Source organism: Zymomonas mobilis subsp. mobilis ATCC 10988, assembly GCF_000175255.2.
Taxonomy (GTDB): domain Bacteria; phylum Pseudomonadota; class Alphaproteobacteria; order Sphingomonadales; family Sphingomonadaceae; genus Zymomonas; species Zymomonas mobilis.
The window spans coordinates 445,113-468,121 of the sequence record NC_017262.1; the positions used below are offsets into that span (position 1 = coordinate 445,113).

Sequence of the window (23,009 nt, forward strand, 5' to 3'; positions counted from 1 at the left end):
TAAGGGAAGCAAGACAAAATATTGACTAAAAATAGAATAATATTCTTGGAGCTGGATAGATATCTTCAGATTACAACCCAGCTCCGATAACAAGCTAAAAATTAATATGCTGCCGCTCTTGCAATAAGGAGCGGTGCAAATATCTGGTTAACAATATTCGCAGCCTTGATAGCACGTGTTAACTTCGCGCTGGAAATATAAAGGACATCTTTATCCCGCAAAGTAAATCTTTGCGCCATAAAATAACTAGCAGGATCAAGCATATTTAGCTGATAAACGACGGGTCTTTCCTTATTAGGCGCTGTCTCATCTGGGACAAAACGCATCAAAAAGACGGCTCTTGGGTCAGAAATATTATCATTTGGGCCACCGCCTCTCGCAAGCGCCTCAGCTAAGGAAACTTCAGGATTATTGAAGGCCATCTGCTCAACTCGACTACCTGCCCCGAAGACCTCAAATGTTCTTGGCCGTTTCACCAATTCAATCCGGTCACCTGGCAATAAGGCAAGATTGTCTGGGCTTTCAGGCGTGATATGGTCGAGACGCTGTTTAACGGTTTTCCCGCTTCGAGAAAAAATAACGACCGTATCCGCTAAAAGCGATGCACGGGGTCCCCCGACATAAGAAACCGCATCCAGTAAGTGCTCCCGGTATAAAGTCAGCGGCATACGTGATGCTTTCGTCGCATTATCACCACCGACATAAACCGTATTAGCAACATTTTCGAGAACAGAAACCATAGCCTGCGGTTTCTGTGACTGGGTGGCGAAGGCTTCTTCAATAAGATGCTGGATTTGAACAACCCGTAAACCAGCCACACGCAATCTACCCGCATAGGGTAACTTAATCGTTCCCATTGCATCAACAGCAACAATATCAAAATGTTCAGCGGAAGCGGATGGATCAACGCCCGTATAACCATAACGGTTACTATTACCGATAAAAAGCCGGGTGCCTGCCTCATAGATACTGATTCGAAGGACATCGCCTGGGCCGATAAGGTCAACGCGCCCTTCTGATGCTAAATCCCGTAATTTTAGATTCCGGCCAGTCTCGCTACCATTTTCCTTGGTATATCTTTCGGCAGCAGAAGAAAGCGAAATATTGTCATCTAGTATTTCGCTATTTTTGTCTGCTGCCAGCACCGCTTTCATTCCATTTGTAGGTTGGTTCAAGTCGATCACCGTGATATCCAACGGGTTGCGCCCAGGTTTTGTCCTTTTCAAAAACTGATGGGCCGTCGGTCCGCTAGAAGGCAAAGAATTACAACCTGCCAATACAACAGGTATAATAAGGCACCCCAATTGCGACAAGGATCGGGTGTATCTCGATAGAGATCGAGCAAAGGCTTGGCAAGAATTCATCATCACTAGGAGCTCATGCTATATCTTTGGAAAAAAATAAAGCACAACTCCATCTTTTTGTGCGCAACCTTTAAAACGCTGTTCATTCTGCCTCTTTTATGAATGTTACGGTGGGATAATTACCCTATAGAAGAGCGTTGATACTGTTTCTATAAAGGAATGACCAGTTTTGACGCTTTGAATTGTCTCTTTAGAATAAATTATTAAAGCAATTCGGAATGGTTATGGTAAAAAATGATCAAATTTGAACATGTTACAAAAATATATAAAAATCAGAAATTTGAAAATACTGTATTCCGTGATCTGAACTTCACCTTAAAAAGAGGCCAAAGTATCGGTATATGCGGAGCCAATGGTGCGGGTAAGTCGACTTTGACCCGTTTGATTTCCGGGGTTGAGAAGCCAACTTTCGGGAAAATAACACGCAAGATGTCGACCTCTTGGCCGATTGGCTATACTAGTGCTTTTCAGAGCAGTCTAACCGGCGCTGATAACTGCCGATTTATCGCGCGTGTCTATGGAAAAGATGTAGATGAATTATTAGCTTATGTTGAAGACTTTGCCCAATTAGGGCCTTTTTTTCGGCAACCGATCAAAACCTATTCAGCCGGTATGGTTGCTCGACTAGCCTTTGGTGTATCCTTAGCAATTCATTTTGATTGCTATCTCGTCGACGAAGTCACCGGTGCCGGTGATGAAAGATTTCGTCATCGTTGTCACGAAGCGCTCATCGAACGTCGCGAGAATGGTACTTTAGTGATGATTTCTCATGATTTTAATACCTTGAGAGAATATTGCGATAGTGGTGCTGTCATGTATCAGAAACAGCTTCATCTCTTTGATACCATTGATGAAGCGATTACATTTCATCAGGAAAAACAGAGCCAGTCTTAAACTCAAAGGATTATTTTATGCAGCCAGATCGAGAGATCGTCCTTGATCTGTCACGTCTATTATCCCGCCTATTCCATGCTACACCTACCGGTGTTGACCGAGTGGAAATGGCCTATGCCCGCGCGTTATTACGTCGAATTCCAGATCAGCTTTCTTTTGCAGCTATCAATATTTTTGGGCGATATGGACGGATTCCCAATGACAAAGCTTTGATTTTCCTCGATCACGTCGATAATTTATGGAATGGAAAAATCTCTATTCCCCCAAAAAGCATCGAGAAGTGGCAGTATATCAGTAAAATTTACGGTTTAATGTGGCCTCAATCTGTGCCCGAGAATAGTCGGTCGCTTCGTATTTTTCTACAATCCTCACCTCATCATTTGACCAATCAAAAACTGATGGCCTCTATTCTAAAAAAAGAAAAGGCTAAATTTATCTGCTTGTTGCATGACCTTATTCCCATTAGTTATCCTGAATATGCCCGTCCTAATGGAGCTGATTTACATATAAAAAGAATGAATACAGTAGCTCAATTAGCAGATGGGGTTATTGCTAATTCTTACGATACTGAAAAAAAATTCCAAGATTTTCTTCAAAAATCAGAAAAAAACATACCTATAGTTACAGCCCATTTAGGTGTAGATATTAGGCATAATTCTAAATTATCTAAAAATATTCACCCTTCTTTATTTGAAACGCTCAATATCAATGAAGAGCAACCAGTTTTTATTTATATCAGCACGATAGAGCCTCGAAAAAATCATTTATTGCTTCTCAATATTTGGAGAAATCTTGTCACCCTTTATGGTGATAAAACACCCTATCTTGTTTTAGTGGGGCGACGTGGTTGGGAAAATGAAAATATCCTTGATATGCTTGATCGGTGTCCCGCTATGCAAAAACGGGTTTTCGAGTTTAGCCATCTCGGAGATGATCAAATGCAGCTTTGGTTAAAGCAGTCACGCGCCTTACTCATGCCTTCTTTTGCAGAAGGCTATGGTCTTCCGATTGCAGAAGCGATTAGTTTAGGGGTTCCCGTTATTTGTAGCGATATAGCTGCGCATCGAGAAGTGGGGGGTATAGTCCCGGAATATATTGATCCCATTGATGGCTTAGGCTGGCAAAATGCTGTTATAGAATATAGCCGGTCCAATTCTGAACGAGTGGAAATACAAAAAAAAGCTATGCTGAAATGGCAGTTGCCAAGTTGGGATGCGCATATTACAGCCGTGCTTCAATTAGCAGATAAGCTCTAATAGATATTTATGCCGCTTTTGGTTTTTAACTAAATTTGGAAAAAAATGTGGAAACGACGGACGAAGAATTTCAGAAGCCTTTTGACAGATATTATTCTGCTGCCATAGATTTTTTGAAAAAATCATGGAAAGAACATAGGAATTTCATAATAATCGTTATTTTTCCTCTTTTGTTCCTTTCTTTTTATTACTCGCTGATTGCCTCTGATCAATATGAGTCCGAGGCTCATTTTGTCGTCCGCTCTGATGGTCAAAATGCGATGCCAGCCACTGGTCTTAGTCAAATGATGGGTGCATTAGGAAGTTCGGGTGGAAGTCAGACTGAAGGTGTCAGTGTCAATGACTATCTGCAATCTCATGACGTCATCGCAAAACTTCAATCACAATTAAACCTTGTGGAGATGTTCAGAAGACCTGAGGCCGATATTTTTAGCCGCTTATGGTTTGCTAATCCAACACCCGAAATGCTGTTAAAATATTATTTAAATCATGTTAAAGTAAAATATGAGACCGAAACCGGCATTACGAATGTCAAAGTTCGAGCCTTTCGCCCGAAGGATGCCTATATTTTAGCTGAAACTCTCCTCAAATTAGGCGAAGAGCGGGTTAACGACATGAATAAACGTCGTTACGAAAGTGCTGTTGGGGTTGCTAAAAATCAGTTAGAACAAGCTGAAGATAAGATTGCAGAAATACAATTAGCTATTACCCATTTCAGACGCGGTGATCAGGATTTAGATCCACGGATTACTGGCGAAACTCAAATTAAATTGGTCTCTCAGCTTACGGCTCAATTAGCACAGGCTCGAGCACAGCTTGATTCTATGAAAGAAACTATTTCACCCGATAGTCCTCAATATATTGCTCAGAAAAGACAGGTCGCGTCTTTAGAATCCGTTGTTAATAAGCAAAAAAGCCTGATGACTAATGGTCGGACTTCTATGGTGACGGGATTGGGCTCATACGAAGAACTTCGTATCCGCCAAGAATTTGCCGCCAAACGCTATGAATCAGCTGCAGCCTCTCTTGTAAAAGCGAGTGAAACTGCAATGCGGCAAAAATTATTTATCATCCGCGTCGTTGAACCCAATATGCCGGTTAAATCAACCTACCCTAAACCCATTGTAACAATAGCCGGAACGGCTCTTGTGCTGATGCTGGTTTATGCCATTGGTTGGCTAATTATTGCTGGAACAAGGGAACACGCTGCTTAAAATAGTCTTATCAAGCCAGCTTTAAAGCTGGCTTGACATTCTAATTCTGTAGCTAAAAATAATTAGGAGTCCGAACTAAGATATAAGAGCCACAGAAATAAATCTATCTTATACATTTCTATAGAAAGACAGCGCCACAGGTTATTGCTTTTACAAAAAGCAACAAGGCAAGCCTGAAATTAATTGTCCAAGAAAAAACTGCAGTAAGAATTATGGTGCACCCGACAGGATTCGAACCTGTGGCCTCTGCCTTCGGAGGGCAGCGCTCTATCCAGCTGAGCTACGGGTGCAAAGCAGTGCAAGAGCCTTTAGCAAAGCCAGTCAGTGACGACTAGCCCTTATCTTGTTTTTAATGATAATTTTTTTTGATCACTGCATATGACAGACAAAAAAAGGTAGATCACTTCTACTTTTTTTGCCTATCTTGCGGTTAAAAAATTTCATTATCGACTATACCGGATTTTCTACCGGAAAAGACCCTGCCCCCGACTGCTTTTTGGCATTGGAATAAGCCTGTGGCGGCATATTAGAAGCGGCTTTAATTGTCGCATGAACGATACCGCTTTCTTTCTGGGATTCCAATGTACCATCCTGTCGATGCTCTTCCGGCGTCACAAAGATTCCGATTGAAGCCAAAGCTTTTCCCATGGAAGAATAAGAAGTTACATAGGCCGTCACTGGAGCCAATACCAAACCCAACGCGACCATTAACAGCCATGTCAAAGCCCCGCCGCCGATAAAAGCCAATAAAGTAAAGACAAGACCCACCACAACATGAGGACGATAATAATGGAAAGCTTCTGAAAAGCTTATGCCATCAACGTCTCGTCTTTGCGTGTTCCATCCGCTGGGTCGGCCACGCAGAATGTCAATGAAAGTTAAAGTCTGGGTCACCATCAGGATGGGAGCAATAAAGGCAGATAAAGGTATTTCAATAACGACACTTGCCAAAATACCGCTCAAACCACCCAAGGTTTTCGCCCGTCTTTTGTCCATCAACGCCCATATAACCGCCAAAATTTTAGCACCAAACAGACAGATAATCGTCAGGACAAGGAGCCATGTTGATGGAGGTAAGCTAAGATTAGCGCTTCCCCGTCCAAAATGATGCATAAGGGTCGCGAGCAAGAGGAAAAGCCATAAAGTCGAAGTCGTATAAGAGGTAACACCAATCAATAGCTGCAAGCGATTAATCCAATGTAATCCTTTAATATCCAACAAGCGTACATGCTGTAAATTGCCTTGGCACCAACGGCGGTCTCGAATAGCGCTATCGACTAATGTCGGAGGATATTCTTCATAGCTGCCTTCTGCCATAATTGTATGCACGGCCCAACCATTCCGCCGTAGCAATGTCGCTTCCAGAACGTCATGACTCATAATATTACCGCCAAAAGGTTCTTTACCGGAAAGCTTTGGCAAGCCACAGCTTTCTGCAAAAGCCTTCACGCGAATAATAGCGTTATGTCCCCAAAAACTGGCTTCCGATCCAGACCACCAGACCAATCCAGCACTCGCCAGAGGGCCATATAGCCTTGCAGAAAATTGCTGCCATCTAGCAAAAAAGGTCTGCCCATTCACAGGCATAGGAACCGTCTGTAACAGAGCGACCCCTTTGTCTCTATCCATGCTAGCAGCCATACGGGCGATTGTTTCACCCGACATCAGACTATCGGCATCCAATACCAGCATATAATCGTATCCGCTGCCGAAATGATGAATCCAGTCAGAAATATTACCTGGTTTTCGGGCGATATTCTTTTCGCGACGGCGATACCATACCGGAATTTTTATTTCATCTTTCAGCTTCTGATAGGCTGCGAATTCAGTCAATTCGTTGACTATTTTTGAATCGCTTAAAATAAAAAATTCAAAATTTTGACTATATCCAGTCTCTACCAGCGATTGCGCCATCACCTTCAGGCGCAAATAAACCATATCAACATCTTCATTATAGATGGGCATCAATATGGCCGTTTTACCGCGCGGAGCAACTGAAGCTGGCGGCATTTGATAATCGGAAGAGGCTTTGCCTCGTATCAATTGGGTAAAACCAATCAAAGATCCTAGAAAACCAAAAACCAGCCATGTAAATAAAGGAGAAAAGAGAATGAATATCAGAAATTCACTCAGACTTATGCCTTGCACCGATTCGGCAATGAAAAGATCAGCGGCGGCGGCAATAGAAATGATCAGCGTCGCACCAAATAACAAAGCCCGACGATTGCCAATAACCGAAGGAGAGGTTCTGATTTTCGATTTGACGGCGTCTACTTTACTCCATGACTGAATCGGCATTTCAATGGGAGCCAAAGGCGGCAAGCAAGATAAAGCCTCTGCCCCATAAGGAGCGTCACCTGTCTGTGCCTGTTCAGGATTATTCATTTTTACGCCTTTTTCGAAACCCATATCATCATTCTTCTCTGCCCATGCAAATGACAGAGAAGAATTGTTATTTTATTCTTGAAACCAGATTAAATGATAGCCGCATAAAGCGAGCTGTATTCAGCTTAATAGGGATAAAACTATCCTATGGCATAGAGCCATGTTTCACTAATGGCGTTGTTGCCTTTTTTCAGATAGCCACGTAATTCCATTACTTGGTTGGCAACGGGTTTTACTTCAACTGTCGCTCTCCAGCGATTAGAGAAACCAGCCACCGGCGCGGCTGAACTATAGATAATCTGTCCTTGATTGGCGGTTACAACGAACTCAACCCCTTCGCGTGGCAAATTGGCCAAGGCTGAACCCTCAAAATCAACAACTATCTTTTCCAATCCTGGTTTTGACCAACGTTCATCCTGACCAACAGGATCATCGCTCGCCATCCCTGTCCGTGTATCGACGACATAAGAAGACGGTTTCGGTAACGGCTCGCTGTTCAGCCAAGTCAAACGATAAGATAAGTCATAACGATTACCGGCTTTCGCCTGTCCGGCAGGAACCCACATTGCCCCGATATTGTCATCTGTTTCGCCTTTTGTTGCCATTTCCAACAGATTAATAGCACCAGCGCCCCAATTATTCCGCGTTTCCAGCCATAAATTCGGGCGTTTTTCGTAAAAGAAGTTATCATCCTGATAATGATCAAAATTCCGGTCGCGTTGGATAAGACCCCACCCCTTCGGATTTACATCAGAAAAGCTACTGACGCGTGTTACCTCGTGATTTTCTAAAGGTCGCCACAGTCTTTCGCCCTTCCCTGTCCACAAAGCCAGACCATCAGAGTCATGGACTTCAGGGCGCCAGTCTTTACCGCTACGATGGTTATTTTCACCATACCAGAACATACTGGTCATGACACCGAAACCCAGACGCTCGACCGTTTTACGGAGCTTAACAGTGCAATCAATATCCTGAACCACATGACCATTCTTTTGGTAAGTGGTCATCCGATAAACACCAACGACGCTTGGGCCTTCCAATAAAGCATAAATAATAATGCCATTATTGGGCGCTTCTTCTAGCCAAAAACGGGTAAAGACAGGGAATTCTTCAGGATGAGAAAGGCCAGTATCGATCGCCAGACCTCGGGCTGACAAACCATACTGATCCTGATCACCCGCAGCCCTAAAATAGGATGCGCCCATGAAAGCCAACCAATCATGCATCCGGTCGGGATTCATAAAACGGAAACCACCAAAACCCATCTGATCTTTGGGTAATTTATGTAAAGGGCTATCCGTTGGCGCATTAAAAAGGTCATCAGAAAACAGCATTTCACGAGACTGACCGCTCTCGACGACATAGATTTTCAAAGGCACGGGTGCCGCTCGATTGACCGGAAAAAAGCGGGTCGCTCTTTCTGGGTCATTCGCCCACAAAGTTTTATCATCCCGCCAGCTGATTTTGACCATAGCATTATAGTCAATCGCCATCACTTCAGGTGATGGCTTTGGCTGATTATAAGGATGGCGCGATAATTCCATGGCATAGGCTTGCAGCCCTTTCCATGAAAAATTTTGGGCTTTGCCAAAGCGCAGATTGCTATCGACAGAAGACGCTGCAAAGAGTGAATTCCCCTTAAAACCGGCTCCTGCAACGGTAGCAATACCCAGAGCAACAAGCATCTGACGGCGGTTAAAAGAGGCATTCATATATTCTCTCCAAAATAATTTACGCTATTTTCTTGCTGTAACGCAGCTGCCCAAAGATTTGAATATGGTATTCGAGACCTATTTTTCGATTATAGCCTCAAAATCGGGATGTATCTTTGAATTCTCAGGATTATGATTTCTCATTCATTCACCATAGGGGTGTAATCCTGTTGAAGATATCCGAAATAAGATAATTGGTATCGTAAAAGCGACTGATGACAAATTGTAAATTTTTTTTATAAAAACAAACTTGCTTAATAAACCATAACTTACAAAACAGGATAGCAGAGTAAAATGGACAAGATGGGGAAAATAGCGAAAAGATTCCGGCTAGGCGCAAGCTTGCTTTCTTTGTTGCTTCCTTCCCTTATCAACCACAACGCTATAGCTGCCGATAATTCAGACAAAATATTATCTCGTCCAGTAAAAGGTCGAGATATTACGGTCAGCCTTCCTGCCGAAAAAACCGTCAGAATTACATTCGACCGCTATTCGGCAATGATAGATAGCCGAAGATTTCTTATCTGGAGTGGAGAGTTTGATCCTTTCCGCTTGCCCAGCCCTTCTCTCTGGCAAGATATCTTTGAAAAGATGAAGGCGATTGGCTTCAATACGGTAACTATTCAGTTAGACTGGGCTTATCATTCTCCTGCTCCGGGTGTTTACGACTTTAATGGTATTCGCGATATTGATCGCCTACTCAGCATGGCAAAAGTCGCGGGATTATATGTTGTGGTTCGGATCGGGCCCTATGCTGACGCCGATTTGTCTCGCGGTGGTTTCCCCGGATGGCTCACCCGTCAGAAAGTCGATGCCCGAAGTGACGATCCGGTTTATCTTGCGGCCGTTGACGAATGGCTAACGCGAGTCAATGCGATTATCAGCCGCCATCAATATGACGGCGATAAAGGCAATGTCATTTTATATCAGGTGGAAGATCGTCTCGGCGATCCCAGCCCTGTCAAACAACGCTATATGGCACATTTATATGCCAAAGCCCGCCATGACGGCATCACGCTTCCTATTTTTCATAATGAAACTGGACCCGTTGGCGACTGGCTTTCTGTCGCCCGATCTGGCGAAGATGTCGCTAGCCTCATTGATCTCCACGGTTTCTCAATTAACACGACACGCTTTTGCGACACTCAAAATCAACCTTTACGGGAAGCTGCGCCTCCTGATCTCGGATATTATAATCTCGATAACAGCGCGAGTTTCTTAAAACGTCCGGCAACTAGCCTTATAACCATAGAAGATGGTAGCGCCGATTATTGGGGTAGCAACGAACAATATAATTGCCTCGCCAATAGTAATGACGAACGCCATGAAATGTTGATATTAGGAAACAATCTTATCAACGGCTTAACAAACCAAACGCTTCGAATGGTTTATGGCGGTATCAATTGGGGCTGGCTTGGACAGTCAGGCCGCATCACCTCTTTCGATTATGGCGCGCCGATCGATGAAGCTCGTAACCTTAGACCTAAAGCCGATGGCCTAAAGCGATTGGGGCAATTTATCTCCACTTTTTCTGATATTACAAAAATGATGCCGGGTTCGGTTATTGTCCCAACCTCCAGCCATATTCGAGTGCTGCATAACGTTAATCCCGACACCAATTCTCATCTTTTCTTTATCACGCATAAGCCTGCCAATAGTCTGCATGATAGCAAATTCACCTTCTCTGTTGCTCTGCCCGATGGCACCTATACTCTTCCAGAAGAAGGCAATCTCGAGTTAAATGGCCATGACAGCAAATATCTAATCGCTGGTTTTAACCTCGGAAGAAACCGTCTGGTTTATTCGACCTCTCAATTTCAGACGATGATTACACAAGGGGAACATGATATTGCCCTTTTTAATGGTCGTCAGGGGGAAGCCGGCGAAATCGTTCTAAGATATGAAACCAAACCTCGCGTAACTGTTATCGAAGGCGATGCCCGATATTTCTATGATCCGGCGCGGCATGATTTACGGTTAAATTATATTCATGGCGGCCTTACCCGCATAAAAATCGAAAATGGCGGCCCAGCCCCCCTTATTCTTTTAATCGGCGATGAAAAGGAATCCGCACGCTTTTCGCGTTTTTCGACTGATGCCGGAGATGTGCTTGTCTTTGGCCCTTCACTCGTTAGACAGGCTTCATCCACGGATCTCACTTTATCGCTAAAAGGCGATACGGGTAGCCAAGAAACGCTAGAAGTCTGGGCTCCACCTGCTATCACAACGCTGGAATGGAACAGCCATCATGTTGCTTTCAGCCGGAATTTCCTAAATGGCAATTTCATAGCCAAGGATTTCCTGCCCGAACCTGAAAACTTTACTTTGCCAGATTTAATGACCTTAGACTGGCAGGCGGCAGAAGGCACACCAGAGGCACGTCCAAATTTTGATGACAGCCATTGGCAGAAAGCTGACGACACTGATGACAGTGCGATTATATCCCCCCCGGAAGGTCAGCCCAATCTGAATGCAGATTCCTATGGCTTCCATGATGGGGATATCTGGTATCGTGGCCATTTTGTCGGTGATCCGCAGGCAAAAAGCCTGACACTTCACTATGGCGCAGGCGGCAGTGGCTTTTTGCAATTATGGATGGATGGCCAGTTTCTGGGTGAAAATGAAATAGAAAATGGTCTGTCACAACCTTCAACCCGTGGCAGTTTTCGGATTAATTTACCCGAAAGTGCCCAGAAAGCAGGCGATCACGTATTTTCTGTTATGATCCGCCTGAACGGCCACCGCGAAGACAACGCCGATAATAATATGCAAAGGGCACCATCAGGTCTGATTGCCGCGTCATTGTCTGATCCCTCTGGTGCCGCCTATGCTGTCCCGATTTCATGGCGAGTCCAAGGTAATCTTGGGGGCGAAAATCTACTTGATACCGATCGGGGGGCGCTTAATAACGGCGGCCAATTTGGGGAACGCTCCGGCTGGCATTTACCGGGCTATTCCGATTCCAATTGGTCATCGGCGGATATGACGCGCCTTTCTTCGACACCGGGAACAACATGGTATCGTAGCCATGTAAAATTAAACCTTCCCAAAGAGAATGACATTACCCTTGGCCTAACCATCGGGGATGGCCATAAAATTCGCTCCAAAAGCCATTATCGAATGCTCATTTTTGTGAATGGCTGGAATATTGGACAATATATTGCGCATATCGGGCCTCAGACGGTTTTCTCTATTCCTGCGGGCATTATTGACTACAATGGCGACAACCTTCTTGCCTTGGCGGTTACATCAGACGGAACGGCTTTTGATAAAGAAAATACAGTGATGGAGCCTATTCACCTCACGGTATTACATAATGTCCGTGGAGGGGTGCCGATAGAAAAGATCGATGCAGCTAATTGGAAAGATATAAAGGAAGCCCAAGAGCAGCAATAATCTATCAAATCGGGGTATTTATTTCTGATACAGAAAATCTTTGAATAACTATTTCCTGTTTTTTCGCTTTCAGAAGGACAACTATACCCCGTTTTTCTATAGACTTATTGTCATCGCTCTTTTATATATAAAGGCATGTTTTCCCTGCCTCTTATAGCACGCGATCTACGACTTACACGCCCTTAGGCGTGTTATTCGCTTTGCCCTTCTTGTTACAGCAAGGGTCAACGCCTAAGGGGTTACTTCATTAGAAAAAACAACGTTGTTGTTCTGGTGATCCAATCACCGGACAAGGCAGAACGAAGTTTTAGGGATAATCATGTTACATAATCCGGCTACAAAATATCGTCCTTTCCCTGCCATCGATTTACCCAATCGGCAGTGGCCTTCCCAAGTCATCAAAAAAGCCCCAATCTGGCTCTCTACTGATTTACGGGATGGTAATCAGGCTTTGGCCAACCCGATGGACGGTGAAAAAAAGCGTCGTTTATTCGATTTGTTGGTTTCGATCGGCCTGAAAGAAATCGAAGTCGGCTTTCCTTCCGCCGGTGCCACTGAATTTGATTTTGTTCGTAGCTTAATTGAACAGAATGCCGTGCCAGAAGATGTCACTTTACAGGTTTTGACACAGGCACGTCAGGATTTAATCACCAAAAGTTTTGATAGCCTCGAAGGTATCCATCGCGCGATTATTCACGTATATAATGCCGTTTCTCCGGCATGGCGGCGGATTGTCTTCAATATGGAACGGCCAGAAATTAAAAAACTGGCTATCGCAGGTGTAACCATGCTGCGGGACGAAGCTGAAAAACGCCCTGGCACGGATTGGCGCTTTGAATATAGCCCAGAAACCTTTTCGACTGCGGAACTGGATTTCAGTCTGGAAGTCTGTGAAGCGGTTCTGGATGTCTTACAGCCAACACCGGAAAAGCCTTTGACCATCAATTTACCAGCAACGGTCGAAGCTGCCATGCCAAATATCTATGCTGATCAGGTTGAATGGTTCTGCCGCAATATCTCCAGACGTGATTCTATCATTGTCAGCGTGCATCCTCATAATGATCGTGGAACGGGTATCGCCGCGGCTGAAATGGCCTTGCTGGCTGGTGCTGACCGTGTCGAAGGTTGCCTGTTCGGTAATGGTGAAAGAACCGGCAATGTTGATTTGGTGACGCTGGCACTCAATCTCTATACACAGGCTATCAATCCAAATATTGATCTGTCTGACATTGATAAGGTCATCAAGACCGTTGAATATTGCACTGAATTACCGGTTTCGCCGCGGCATCCTTATGCAGGCGATCTGGTCTTCACGGCTTTTTCCGGCTCTCATCAGGATGCCATCCGTAAAGGTTTCACCCAGCGCGCCGAAAGAAAGGCCAAGGAAGACGGTGAAATCATTTGGGATGTGCCTTATCTGCCCATCGACCCAGCTGATCTGGGACGCTCTTACGAGGCTGTCATACGGGTTAATTCCCAATCTGGAAAAGGGGGCGTGGCATGGGTCATCGAGCAAGATCAAGGCCTGAAAATGCCACGACGGATGCAGGTAGATTTCAGCCGTAAAGTTCAGGAACTGGCTGATTCTTCTTCAAAAGAGCTGGATTCTTCAGATATCTGGAATGCTTTTGTTGACTATTATCACCTCGACAATAGCGGCCACTTTCAGTTGGTTGATTTTCAAGTCAAGCAGGGTGACAATGGATATGCGATCATCGGCAAGATAAAAGCCGGAGATAACATTCATGAGGTTGAAGGCCACGGTAACGGCTTAATCTCCAGCATTATTGACGCCCTGTCTTCTATTACGAATATCCGCTTAGAAGTCGTCGATTATCAAGAACACGCCATTAGCCACGGTAATACAGCGCAAGCGGCTGCCTATATTGAATGCAGCTTGCCGCAGGGTGGAACCGTCTTCGGTGTTGGTGTTGACGACGATATCGCTACTGCTTCGGTTCGGGCTGTCTTAAGTGCGGTTAATCGTGCTTATGCCGTCGATCCGAAAAGCGTCGGCTAATATTTAAAAATAAATCTTATTTGAATGGCTCCTCTTTTATAAAAAGCAGGAGCCATTTTTTTAAACCTCATCTCATCCCCGCAATATTCACATTTTGTAACATTTCATTCTTTTGTTCATCGTATATTCATGAACATTTCGCTCTTAGAAATGTTATGTTATCACATAACTATTCTACAGGGGGAAAATGGGGATGAGCGATTCCAGAAAATCGGCTCTTAAATTATTCAAATTCTATAGTGCTGCCAGCATATTGGCACTTTCATCTATTGTTACTTTATCGCCTTCTTATGCTGCAGCGGATGAAAATTCTTCTGCCGAAGAGAGCTCTCCCCCATCAGAAAACAGCACCTCAAAAACAGAAAATGCGGTGCCATCGAATGCCACAGGCAAAGACATTCTGGTGACCGCGCAAAGATTAAACGAAGCTCGCGCTCAAATTCAGTCTCACTTGGGTGCAACCGTTTATTCAATGGATCAAAAACAGATTGAATCTATTCCAGGTGGCTATAATCAGCAGATGAATAATATCCTGCTGCAAATGCCGGGGGTAACTCAGGATCAATTCAGCCAAGTTCATATTCGGGGCGATCATAACAATCTACAATATCGTATTAACGGTATTATTTTACCGGAAGGCATTTCGGTTTTTGGTCAAACCTTGGCGCCTCGTATGATCGATAAAATGGATTTGATTACGGGGGCATTACCGGCACAATACGGCCTAAGAACCGCAGGTATTATTGATATTACGACCAAAAGTGGCCTGCAAAAAAATGGTGGAACGGCCTCCATTTACGGCGGCAGCCATGAAACGATCATCCCAAGCGTTCAATATGGCGGATCGACCGGATCGACCAATTATTATGTCACCGGAGAATATCGCCATACAGCCTTGGGAATCGACAGTATCGACGGTTCTTCAACCCCGCTGCATGATCACAGCAATCAAGGTAATTTCTTCGGTTATCTCGATCATATCCTTGATGACAGCAACCGTATTTCCTTGATGGCCGGTTATTCCCAGCAGAATTTCCAAATTCCGAACCCGAAAAATATCCATCCGGGGGAAAACGGAACAACCGGCTTTAATCTGAATGGCCAGACTGACTATCGCAGTAATGACCTTGATGAAAATCAGAGAGAACGGACGGGCTTTGCCCAACTGGCTTTCATGCATGATTCAGGGCCTTTCTCGATGCAGGCCTCCATCTTTGGCCGCTATTCTTCTCTTGATTATTATCCTTCTGTCGCAGGTGAGTTGATCTTCAACGGGATGGCGCAACGGATTACACGCAGGAATGTCGCCTTTGGCTTGCAATATGATGCGTCATGGCATGTCAGCAAACATCACACATTACGCGGTGGTTTCTTCTTTGATCGGGAACGGGGTAGCACTTTTTCAACATCCTCGGTTTTTGCCGCCGATGATGACGGTAATCAGACGAGTACGACGCCGCTATCCATTGTTGATAACAGCGGGAAAACCCAACTGACCTACAGCGCCTATGTTCAGGATGAATGGAAACTCGCTCAAAATTTGACCTTTAACTATGGTGTTCGTTTTGATCTTTATTCCAGCTATCGGACAGAACACCAATTTAGCCCCCGCGCGAATTTGACATGGCAACCGACTAAATCAACGGCCTTGCATGTCGGCTATTCGCGCTATTTCTCCCCGCCTCCCTTTGAGTTGGTCGGTTACAGAACGATCAGCCGCTTTAATGGAACAACCGGCGCGGCAACAGGGGTAAACAAGGCTACAACACCTTATGCCGAACGGCAAAATTACTATGATGCCGGTATCCAGCAAAAAATCGGCAAAGACTTCACTTTCGGAGTCGATGGTTACTATCGTCGCTCTCATAATCTGATTGATGAAGGCCAATTTGGCGAAGCTATCCTGATGACACCGTTCAATTATAGTCGCGGTAAAATCTGGGGTATCGACTTTAACAGCAGCTATACGCATGGTGGTTGGCGCGTCTATGGCAACTTCGCCTATCAGAAGGCCTTAGGGAAGAAGATCAAATCCAGCGAATATAATTTCGAAGCCGATGATCTCGCTTATATCGCGCAACATTACATCTATCTGGATCATAACCAGAGCTGGACGGCTTCTGGTGGCGTTTCCTATACCTTCCATGATGGTGTTTTGAAAAACCTGCAATTAGGCGCAACGGCTCTTTATGGTTCAGGTCTCAGAACGGATCTGACTTTGGCCAATGGCGATACCATTCCGAATGGAGCCAGCGTTAAACCCTATGCCACGGTCAACACGACAATCATGTATCGTATTGAAAGACAAGGCATCAATCTGCGCTTTGATATCACCAATATCGGTGATCATGTTTATCAGATCAGAACGGGGGATGGTGTCGGTGTCGGCTTGCCTTCTTATGGTGCCAGACGCGGATTTTACTTTGGATTTTCGAAAGATATCTAACCGTTATGAAGTCTTTCACAGGATAAGGTCTTGTTCCTTATCCTGTGAGGATTTACTCATAATATTATGAAACTTGGCATCAGAAAACCCAGCATCCGCAAAAGCATTGCGGCCAGAACTTCCCCTACTCGCATCATCAAAAATAAATTGGGATTGCGGATGCCTCGTGGCTGGGGCTGGCTTACCGATCCGAAAAAAGCGCTTTATAACCGCGTTTATAATCGCACCAGTTTTTCTATTTTTGATCTGATCAAAAAACTTCTTAAGTAATTTGACCAGATCAATAGATCTTATTTTACGGCTTGTTCCAGACGTTTAATGGCTTTTTCATGGCCAATCAAAGATAGTAATCCTGCCATATCGGGGCCATGGCTTTGTCCTGTCAAAGCAAAACGCAGCGGCAGGAACAGGGCTTTGCCTTTACGTCCGCTCTGTTTTTTCAAAATATCAATCCATTCTTTCCACGGATTGGAAGACCAATCGAGCGTTTTGGCAATGGCCATCGCTTCAACCAGATAGGCCTTATCCTCTGCGGAAAGATCAGGCTTGGCGATGTCTTCTTTGACGACCGACCACCAAAAGGCTGCCTCGGATAAATCATCTATATTCGGACGGATAACTTCCCAACTATGGGCATCCATAGCTTCCGGCAAACGATCTGCGACCTGTTCATAAGGCATGATATGAAGAATACGGGCATTCAGATGCTTTAATTCTGCCATATCGAAACGGGCTGGGGCGCGGCTGAAATGACTAAAGTCAAAATTTTCAACCAAAGGTGCCAAATCCGTCAGAACTTCAACCGGATCGCTCGTGCCAATACGGGCAAGCAAAGCCTCCAAGGCAATCGGCTCGATATGATCGGCTTTGAAATCAGCGACACTATCGGCACCAAAACGCTTCGATATTTTTGCATCGCCCCCCGTCAACAAGGCCATATGGGCGAATTCAGGCAATTCAGCTTCCAAAGCCTGAAACATCTGAATTTGGGTCGCTGTATTGCTGACATGATCTTCACCGCGAACAATGGTGGTGATTTCCATATCAATATCATCAATGACACTCGGCAACAGATAAAGCCAACTGCCATCTGCACGACGGATAACGGGATCTGAAAGCAACTTGGGGTCAAAGCGCTGTTCACCCCGAATAAGATCATTCCATTTAATGGCATGATCGTGATCCAGACGAAAACGCCAATGAGGTTTAATGCCTTTTTCTTCCAGTTCCGAACGCTCTTCAATTGTCAGATTAAGCGCAGCTCGATCATAAATCGGCGGCAATCCACGTCCAATCGCAATGCGGCGTTTTAAATCCAGTTCCTGTGGCGTTTCGTAACAAGGATAAATACGCCCTTTCGCCTTCAGGCTTTCAAAACGGATTTCATAAAGCTCGCTTCGCTTGGACTGGCTATATTCGACATCTGGGTTAAGATTAAGCCAAGCCAAATCAGCCCGAATAGCTTGGGTATATTCTTCGGTTGATCTTTCGCTATCGGTATCATCAATCCGCAAGACAAAACGGCCATGATGATGGCGGGCATAAAGCCAGTTGATTAAAGCCGTCCGAATATTGCCGACATGTAAAAAGCCCGTCGGCGATGGTGCAAAGCGCGTAGTAATCACAAGAAAACCCGATCAGGAATGAGAAGAACGAAATTGATGGGAAAGCGGATAACGGCGATCCCGCCCGAAATTGCGGCTACCCAGTTTCACACCGGGGGGAGCCTGCCTTCTTTTATATTCGGCACGATGGAGCAGATTTTCAATCCGCGTGACCAAATCAGGATCATAGCCGCGTTTGACCAGATCAGAACAGGACAAATCCTCTTCAATCAAGCCATGCAAGACAGCATCCAATATATCATAAGGAGGTAATGAATCGCTATCTTTTTGATCTTCCCGCAATTCTGCGGAAGGTGGCTTGGTAATCACTCGATCGGGCATGACATAGCCATCGGGGCCTAAAGCATGGGCAGGTTTATGGCTATTTCTCCAACGGGATACCTTAAAGACATCACTTTTATAAAGATCTTTCAGGACAGAATAGCCGCCATTCATATCGCCATAAAGGGTCGCATAGCCAACGGCCATTTCACTTTTATTTCCCGTGGTTAACACCATTGGAGAAAATTTATTGGAAATCGCCATTAACACGACCCCGCGCAAACGGGATTGAATGTTTTCTTCGGTAATATCAGGCTTTTTCCCTGAAAAAAGTGGAGCCAGCATCCCGTCAATAGCTTCAACCGCCGGATTGATGGGAACAGAATCTAACCGACATCCCAGCATCTCGGCACAAGCGCGCGCATCATCAAGGCTTTCTTGACTAGTATAGCGAGAAGGCAGCATCACGCACCAGACTTTATCTGCACCAAGGGCATCTACTGCGACCGCCGCCGAAAGCGCGCTGTCAATACCACCGGATAAGCCCAGCAAAACACCAGAAAAACCATTCTGGCGGACATAATCGCCAAGCCCCATCATCATGGCTTGATAAATATCGCTTAATCGCCCGTCTTCACCCTCTGAGATTTTACTCTGTAAACCCTCATCACAAGACCAACCTTCTTCGGTCTTATGCCAACGAGTTACATAACAATCCGCCTGCCATCGCGGCAGAGAGACAGGCACTGCACCATCTCGATTGACAACAAAAGAGCCACCATCAAAAACGACTTCATCCTGTCCACCGACCCTGTTCAGATACAGGCAGGGCAATCCTGTTTCTTTAACCCGATCTGCAACAACTTTACGCCGAACCGGATATTTACCGCTTTCAAAAGGACTGCCATTCGGCACAAGAAGTATTTCCGCTCCGCGTTCTTTCAGATGATCACAGAGTTTTTCTGTCCAGATATCTTCACAAACAGGAATACCAAGAGAGACATCTCTAAACAAAACAGGTTCAGGAAGAGGTCCCGCTGAAAAAATCCGCTTTTCGTCAAAGGTGCCGTAATTTGGCAAGTCATGTTTATAGCGAATAGCCGCAATTTTACCTTGATCCAGCAAGGCAACGGCATTGAAAATCCGCCCCTTTTCCTGCCATGCCGTTCCAACCAACATTGCCGCCCCGCCATCAGATGTCGCAAGAGCCAAACGCTCCAATTCTTCCTTGGCATTTTGCAATAAAGACGGCTTTAAAACGAGATCTTCGGGAGGATAACCGATCAATTGCAATTCAGGAAACAGGATAAGATCAACCTTCCCCGCTTCTTGCCTGATTTTCAGCATAGCATCCGCATTACGGCGGCAATGACCGACCGTTTGCGGGATTTGAGCTAACAGTATTGTCAATTGGTCAGTCATGCTCATCAGATCGGAATCCTTACCAGAAAAGGCTTCCGATCCTTTCCTCCTTAAAATTCAGGCAGATGGTCAAACAGCCTGTAACAGACAAAAAAGAAAATGCCTTCATTTGTTCCTTTGCCCCAAAGAGTTACAAATGAAAAGGCATATCCTTTAAAAACACCAACCCTGAAATAGCTGCACGATTGGCCTTTAAAAAAGCCCAAGCTATTTCAGATAATTGGTGCTGATCTTATAGCTTTTTCAAAAGCGCCTTAAGACCTTCGTCGTCTTTCTCGACCATGGCAACAATGCCGATCTGATCATCTTTTTCACGGCGACCTAACAACAGAACAAAATCTTTACCAACAGGTCCCAGATCGACGATCGCCTTTGCAGGGGCTTTCTTCAATGAAGCCAGACTATCACTGCTTTTTATCATTGGAATAGCGGAATGATCGGCTTTTTCTCCAGAAGCCTTATGGCTATCCACCGCTGACAATTCACTGGCAACGGTCTGCAAAAGAGATGATTTTGCCTTACTCTTATCTTCAGAGAGAATTTTCCAATTCACGACCCCATAAAGATGGTCAATATGCTCACCATCCGAAGAAAAAGGCATAAAGATGCCGCGATAGATCAAAGACTGACCCAGATAGGTTTCAAAGTCAGCCTCAAAGCCAACAGGGCCTTTTTGTTCAATTACCGCTGCAAAATGAGGGGCAGTTGCCATATGGGCAATCAGACTACCTTCGGGGGCATCTGAAATATGATTGACATGATATGTCAGTTTATCCAGCTCGCGTAAGGCATATCCTAGAAAGGATATCTTCGGATTATGGGGATTTTCTCGAAAATCCAGCAAGAAGCTGTGCTGCCCGAAATCAGCGATAGCAGCCGGATCAAAATCGCTCACCAATGGAATTTTGTGACCGTTTAATACCGACAGCCAAAAATTATAGGCGCGTACATGCATCCGGCGATCATATGCCCCAATCGCCTTCATAACGCCTTCACTTCCCCCCCTTGGGAAAACAGGAGCCTCGATCTCTTTTCTCTGACTGTCCGTCATATTTTTGGGTCTTTGCCTTCGTCAATTTTCAGGTAATCACGTCGATTATTTGTGGATATGCTTTATCCACTTTCAAACGAAGGGCGTAAAGACAATAAGCTTAAAATATCGCTAACAGAAAATTATTTCTGTCTAATTGCAAAATTATGCTTGAGCTTTCTGAAGAGGGTTGCTAAGAGCCACAACTCTGTTGCGCCGCTTTAGCTCAGCTGGTAGAGCATCGCATTCGTAATGCGAGGGCCGCAGGTTCGAGTCCTGCAAGCGGCACCAGAATTTTTGCCTTTATCTCTCGGCAATAACCTCCTTAAAAATTCAACTATACTTTATCTATTATCGCTTGATAATGGCTGCCTTCGGCTGTTCATTCGCCCTATTTAGGCTATCCATTCTAAAAAATGCCCACCAATATGAAAATCAACTTATAAATAAGACTTGATGATAGATTGTAATCACCAAACTTATTTTACAGATATTCCATATTTTTTAATTGTAAAATCAGTATGTTATAAAAATTATGAAGTCAAAAATCGACTTTTGGGGCTTCATCTAAGCCCGCTCTGTTTATTCTCTTTTTTTAGAAAAAATGTTAGATAATCCTCCCAATCTAGTATTGGGGATAATCAGCCGTGCATCGCTTCAACCACAATATAATTAAAGAATTGCGAGATAAGGTAGATAATCTACCGGAAAAAGAGAAGTTAATAACCAAAAAAGATATCGTGAACGAGATGGTTTCTTCTATCAAAATTCTTCACGAAAAAGGGTATTCCCCAGACGAAATTTTAGGATTTTTCAAAGAAAACGGGATATATAGTAACAACGGCTATATTATGTCTTTAATTGTGATGACTGTTTACTGTCACCCATCATGAAAAGATAATCTGTTATGATAGCGACAAGAGAGAAAATAGAATAATCCGCCATTCCTCTTTTAAAATACAGCTGCATGAAAAGACTTTTGATATAGATATTACCTCAAATTGATTTATGAACCAGATCGTTATCTATATTTGATCTGATTATCCGAGGTTCTCTTGTTCAGTAGCGTATCTGCCGTCTTGTTTATCCTTCTTTGCGCCTTGGTTCCTGCGGCCACCATTATTTTTTGCCAGTTCAAAAATCGCCAACTCAAACGCCGCAGTCCTATTTCAGAACCGCTTCTTCCCCTGCCCGGCGAAACACTGCAAAAAAATCTAAATTTTGAAAATAATAAGTTGATAGCGGTCTTTTCTTTTTCCGCGCTTATCCCTTCAATTATTCTTATTTGCTTGATGGGACAGTGGATCAATCCCGCATTTGTGCAATTCCATTGGATCGACCTTTTATGGGCAATGATATGCGGTGCCTCAATAACCACCTCTGTCTATGCAACGAAAAGAATTATGGCTCGCCGGAAGGCCTTTACCGCAGGCCTGATGGGGGAAATGGCTACGGCTGAATATTTCACCCCCTTAGTCAGAGAGGGATGGTATCTTTTTCACGATCTGTCTTTTCCTCGTGGAAATATCGACCATGTTCTCGTTGGACCAACAGGCATCTTTGCGATTGAAACAAAATATCGTTCAAAATATGCTGATATTAAAGGTGGCCAAGGCGCTTTGGCAGAATATGATGGCCACAGCATCCTTTTTAGTGGCCGCCGCCAAGAAGACCTTCCCTTACAACAGGCAAAAGCTGTCAGTGGCGAATTATCAAAATATTTACGGGGGAAATTGGGCTATACGGTTCCAGTCCGGCCTGTTGTTTCCTTACCGGGATGGAGAATAGAAAACTATTTGCCAGATGAAGAATCCGAAGTCATCGTGATTAATCCCAAAAATTTCCGTCGTCTAAAGAATTTTCAGGCCATTATTAACACCCCTGAAGCAATAAAAGTAACTAGCGCTTTGGAAGAAATTGCCAAAAAATCTCCCCAAAAACCCTTTTATAAGTCTATTATCAAAAGATAATATTGCTTCTGAAC

The 23,009-nt window shown here is 44.4% G+C and carries 15 protein-coding genes and 2 tRNA genes; 10 read left to right on the plus strand and 7 right to left on the minus strand.

Annotation, left to right across the window (positions count from 1 at the left end; all coding sequences use genetic code 11):
• Nucleotides 1-101: 101 nt before the first annotated feature.
• The gene (locus tag ZMOB_RS02040) at nt 102-1,226 is read right to left on the minus strand and encodes a polysaccharide biosynthesis/export family protein (protein ID WP_252507298.1); all 1,125 of its coding nucleotides are present in this window, start codon (nt 1,224-1,226) and stop codon (nt 102-104) included.
• Nucleotides 1,227-1,598: 372 nt separating this feature from the next.
• On the opposite strand from ZMOB_RS02040, the gene ZMOB_RS02045 reads away from it, so the two are divergent.
• From ZMOB_RS02045 to ZMOB_RS02055, 3 genes are read left to right on the plus strand one after another with little or no spacing between them, the layout of a single operon-like run.
• Entirely contained in the window at nt 1,599-2,258 is a 660-nt protein-coding gene (locus ZMOB_RS02045; protein ID WP_014500485.1) for an ABC transporter ATP-binding protein, read from the plus strand.
• A gap of 17 nt (nt 2,259-2,275) precedes the next feature.
• Nucleotides 2,276-3,514, plus strand: a complete 1,239-nt coding sequence (locus tag ZMOB_RS02050; RefSeq protein ID WP_014500486.1) for a glycosyltransferase family 4 protein — start codon at nt 2,276-2,278, stop codon at nt 3,512-3,514.
• Between the two features lie 47 nt (nt 3,515-3,561).
• Nucleotides 3,562-4,728 carry a KpsE/RkpR family capsule polysaccharide export protein gene (locus ZMOB_RS02055; RefSeq protein WP_014500487.1) on the plus strand — a complete coding sequence of 389 codons (1,167 nt, stop codon included), beginning with the start codon at nt 3,562-3,564 and terminating at the stop codon, nt 4,726-4,728.
• Nucleotides 4,729-4,941: 213 nt separating this feature from the next.
• On the opposite strand, the gene ZMOB_RS02060 is transcribed toward ZMOB_RS02055, so the two are convergent.
• The 3 genes from ZMOB_RS02060 to ZMOB_RS02070 form a co-directional block, all read right to left on the minus strand.
• Nucleotides 4,942-5,018 (minus strand) — tRNA-Arg (locus ZMOB_RS02060).
• Between the two features lie 160 nt (nt 5,019-5,178).
• Nucleotides 5,179-7,137: a glucans biosynthesis glucosyltransferase MdoH gene (mdoH, locus tag ZMOB_RS02065; RefSeq protein WP_014500488.1), complete on the minus strand. Its 1,959-nt coding sequence runs from the start codon at nt 7,135-7,137 to the stop codon at nt 5,179-5,181.
• A gap of 116 nt (nt 7,138-7,253) precedes the next feature.
• Nucleotides 7,254-8,825 carry a glucan biosynthesis protein D gene (locus tag ZMOB_RS02070; protein WP_014500489.1) on the minus strand — a complete coding sequence of 524 codons (1,572 nt, stop codon included), beginning with the start codon at nt 8,823-8,825 and terminating at the stop codon, nt 7,254-7,256.
• 303 nt (nt 8,826-9,128) lie between these two features.
• On the opposite strand from ZMOB_RS02070, the gene ZMOB_RS02075 reads away from it, so the two are divergent.
• The 4 genes from ZMOB_RS02075 to ZMOB_RS02090 all read left to right on the plus strand — a co-directional run bounded on the left by ZMOB_RS02075 (nt 9,129) and on the right by ZMOB_RS02090 (nt 16,957).
• Nucleotides 9,129-12,221, plus strand: coding sequence for a beta-galactosidase (locus ZMOB_RS02075; protein ID WP_244858482.1), 3,093 nt, complete (start codon nt 9,129-9,131; stop codon nt 12,219-12,221).
• A gap of 319 nt (nt 12,222-12,540) precedes the next feature.
• Nucleotides 12,541-14,241, plus strand: coding sequence for a 2-isopropylmalate synthase (gene leuA, locus ZMOB_RS02080; RefSeq protein ID WP_014500490.1), 1,701 nt, complete (start codon nt 12,541-12,543; stop codon nt 14,239-14,241).
• A gap of 193 nt (nt 14,242-14,434) precedes the next feature.
• Nucleotides 14,435-16,687 (plus strand): TonB-dependent receptor, encoded by a 2,253-nt coding sequence (locus ZMOB_RS02085; RefSeq protein ID WP_014500491.1) that lies wholly within the window; start codon nt 14,435-14,437, stop codon nt 16,685-16,687.
• A gap of 66 nt (nt 16,688-16,753) precedes the next feature.
• Nucleotides 16,754-16,957 (plus strand): hypothetical protein, encoded by a 204-nt coding sequence (locus ZMOB_RS02090; protein ID WP_014500492.1) that lies wholly within the window; start codon nt 16,754-16,756, stop codon nt 16,955-16,957.
• 20 nt (nt 16,958-16,977) lie between these two features.
• Here ZMOB_RS02090 and gltX read toward each other — a convergent pair whose 3' ends face one another.
• The 3 genes from gltX to ZMOB_RS02105 form a co-directional block, all read right to left on the minus strand.
• Nucleotides 16,978-18,312, minus strand: coding sequence for a glutamate--tRNA ligase (gltX, locus tag ZMOB_RS02095; RefSeq protein ID WP_014500493.1), 1,335 nt, complete (start codon nt 18,310-18,312; stop codon nt 16,978-16,980).
• 12 nt (nt 18,313-18,324) lie between these two features.
• On the minus strand, nt 18,325-20,001 hold the full coding sequence (locus ZMOB_RS02100) for an NAD+ synthase (RefSeq protein WP_014500494.1): 1,677 nt from the start codon (nt 19,999-20,001) through the stop codon (nt 18,325-18,327).
• 226 nt (nt 20,002-20,227) lie between these two features.
• On the minus strand, nt 20,228-21,046 hold the full coding sequence (locus tag ZMOB_RS02105) for a PAS domain-containing protein (RefSeq protein WP_014500495.1): 819 nt from the start codon (nt 21,044-21,046) through the stop codon (nt 20,228-20,230).
• A 194-nt stretch (nt 21,047-21,240) separates the two neighbouring features.
• On the opposite strand from ZMOB_RS02105, the gene ZMOB_RS02110 reads away from it, so the two are divergent.
• The 3 genes from ZMOB_RS02110 (at nt 21,241) to ZMOB_RS02120 (ending at nt 22,995) form a co-directional block, all read left to right on the plus strand.
• Nucleotides 21,241-21,316, plus strand: a tRNA-Thr gene (locus tag ZMOB_RS02110).
• Nucleotides 21,317-21,672: 356 nt separating this feature from the next.
• Entirely contained in the window at nt 21,673-21,918 is a 246-nt protein-coding gene (locus ZMOB_RS02115) for a hypothetical protein (RefSeq protein WP_012817091.1), read from the plus strand.
• A 162-nt stretch (nt 21,919-22,080) separates the two neighbouring features.
• Entirely contained in the window at nt 22,081-22,995 is a 915-nt protein-coding gene (locus tag ZMOB_RS02120; RefSeq protein ID WP_014500496.1) for a nuclease-related domain-containing protein, read from the plus strand.
• The last annotated feature ends 14 nt before the right edge of the window (nt 22,996-23,009 follow it).

Excerpts from the sequence above, each read along its gene's own strand:
- leuA (WP_014500490.1), top strand. The coding sequence starts at position 12,541 with ATGTTACATAATCCGGCTACAAAATATCGTCCTTTCCCTGCCATCGAT.
- ZMOB_RS02085 (WP_014500491.1), top strand. The coding sequence starts at position 14,435 with ATGAGCGATTCCAGAAAATCGGCTCTTAAATTATTCAAATTCTATAGT.
- ZMOB_RS02045 (WP_014500485.1), top strand. The coding sequence starts at position 1,599 with ATGATCAAATTTGAACATGTTACAAAAATATATAAAAATCAGAAATTT.
- ZMOB_RS02105 (WP_014500495.1), bottom strand. The coding sequence starts at position 21,046 with ATGACGGACAGTCAGAGAAAAGAGATCGAGGCTCCTGTTTTCCCAAGG.
- ZMOB_RS02075 (WP_244858482.1), top strand. The coding sequence starts at position 9,129 with ATGGGGAAAATAGCGAAAAGATTCCGGCTAGGCGCAAGCTTGCTTTCT.
- ZMOB_RS02070 (WP_014500489.1), bottom strand. The coding sequence starts at position 8,825 with ATGAATGCCTCTTTTAACCGCCGTCAGATGCTTGTTGCTCTGGGTATT.
- ZMOB_RS02050 (WP_014500486.1), top strand. The coding sequence starts at position 2,276 with ATGCAGCCAGATCGAGAGATCGTCCTTGATCTGTCACGTCTATTATCC.
- mdoH (WP_014500488.1), bottom strand. The coding sequence starts at position 7,137 with ATGGGTTTCGAAAAAGGCGTAAAAATGAATAATCCTGAACAGGCACAG.
- ZMOB_RS02100 (WP_014500494.1), bottom strand. The coding sequence starts at position 20,001 with ATGAGCATGACTGACCAATTGACAATACTGTTAGCTCAAATCCCGCAA.
- ZMOB_RS02090 (WP_014500492.1), top strand. The coding sequence starts at position 16,754 with ATGAAACTTGGCATCAGAAAACCCAGCATCCGCAAAAGCATTGCGGCC.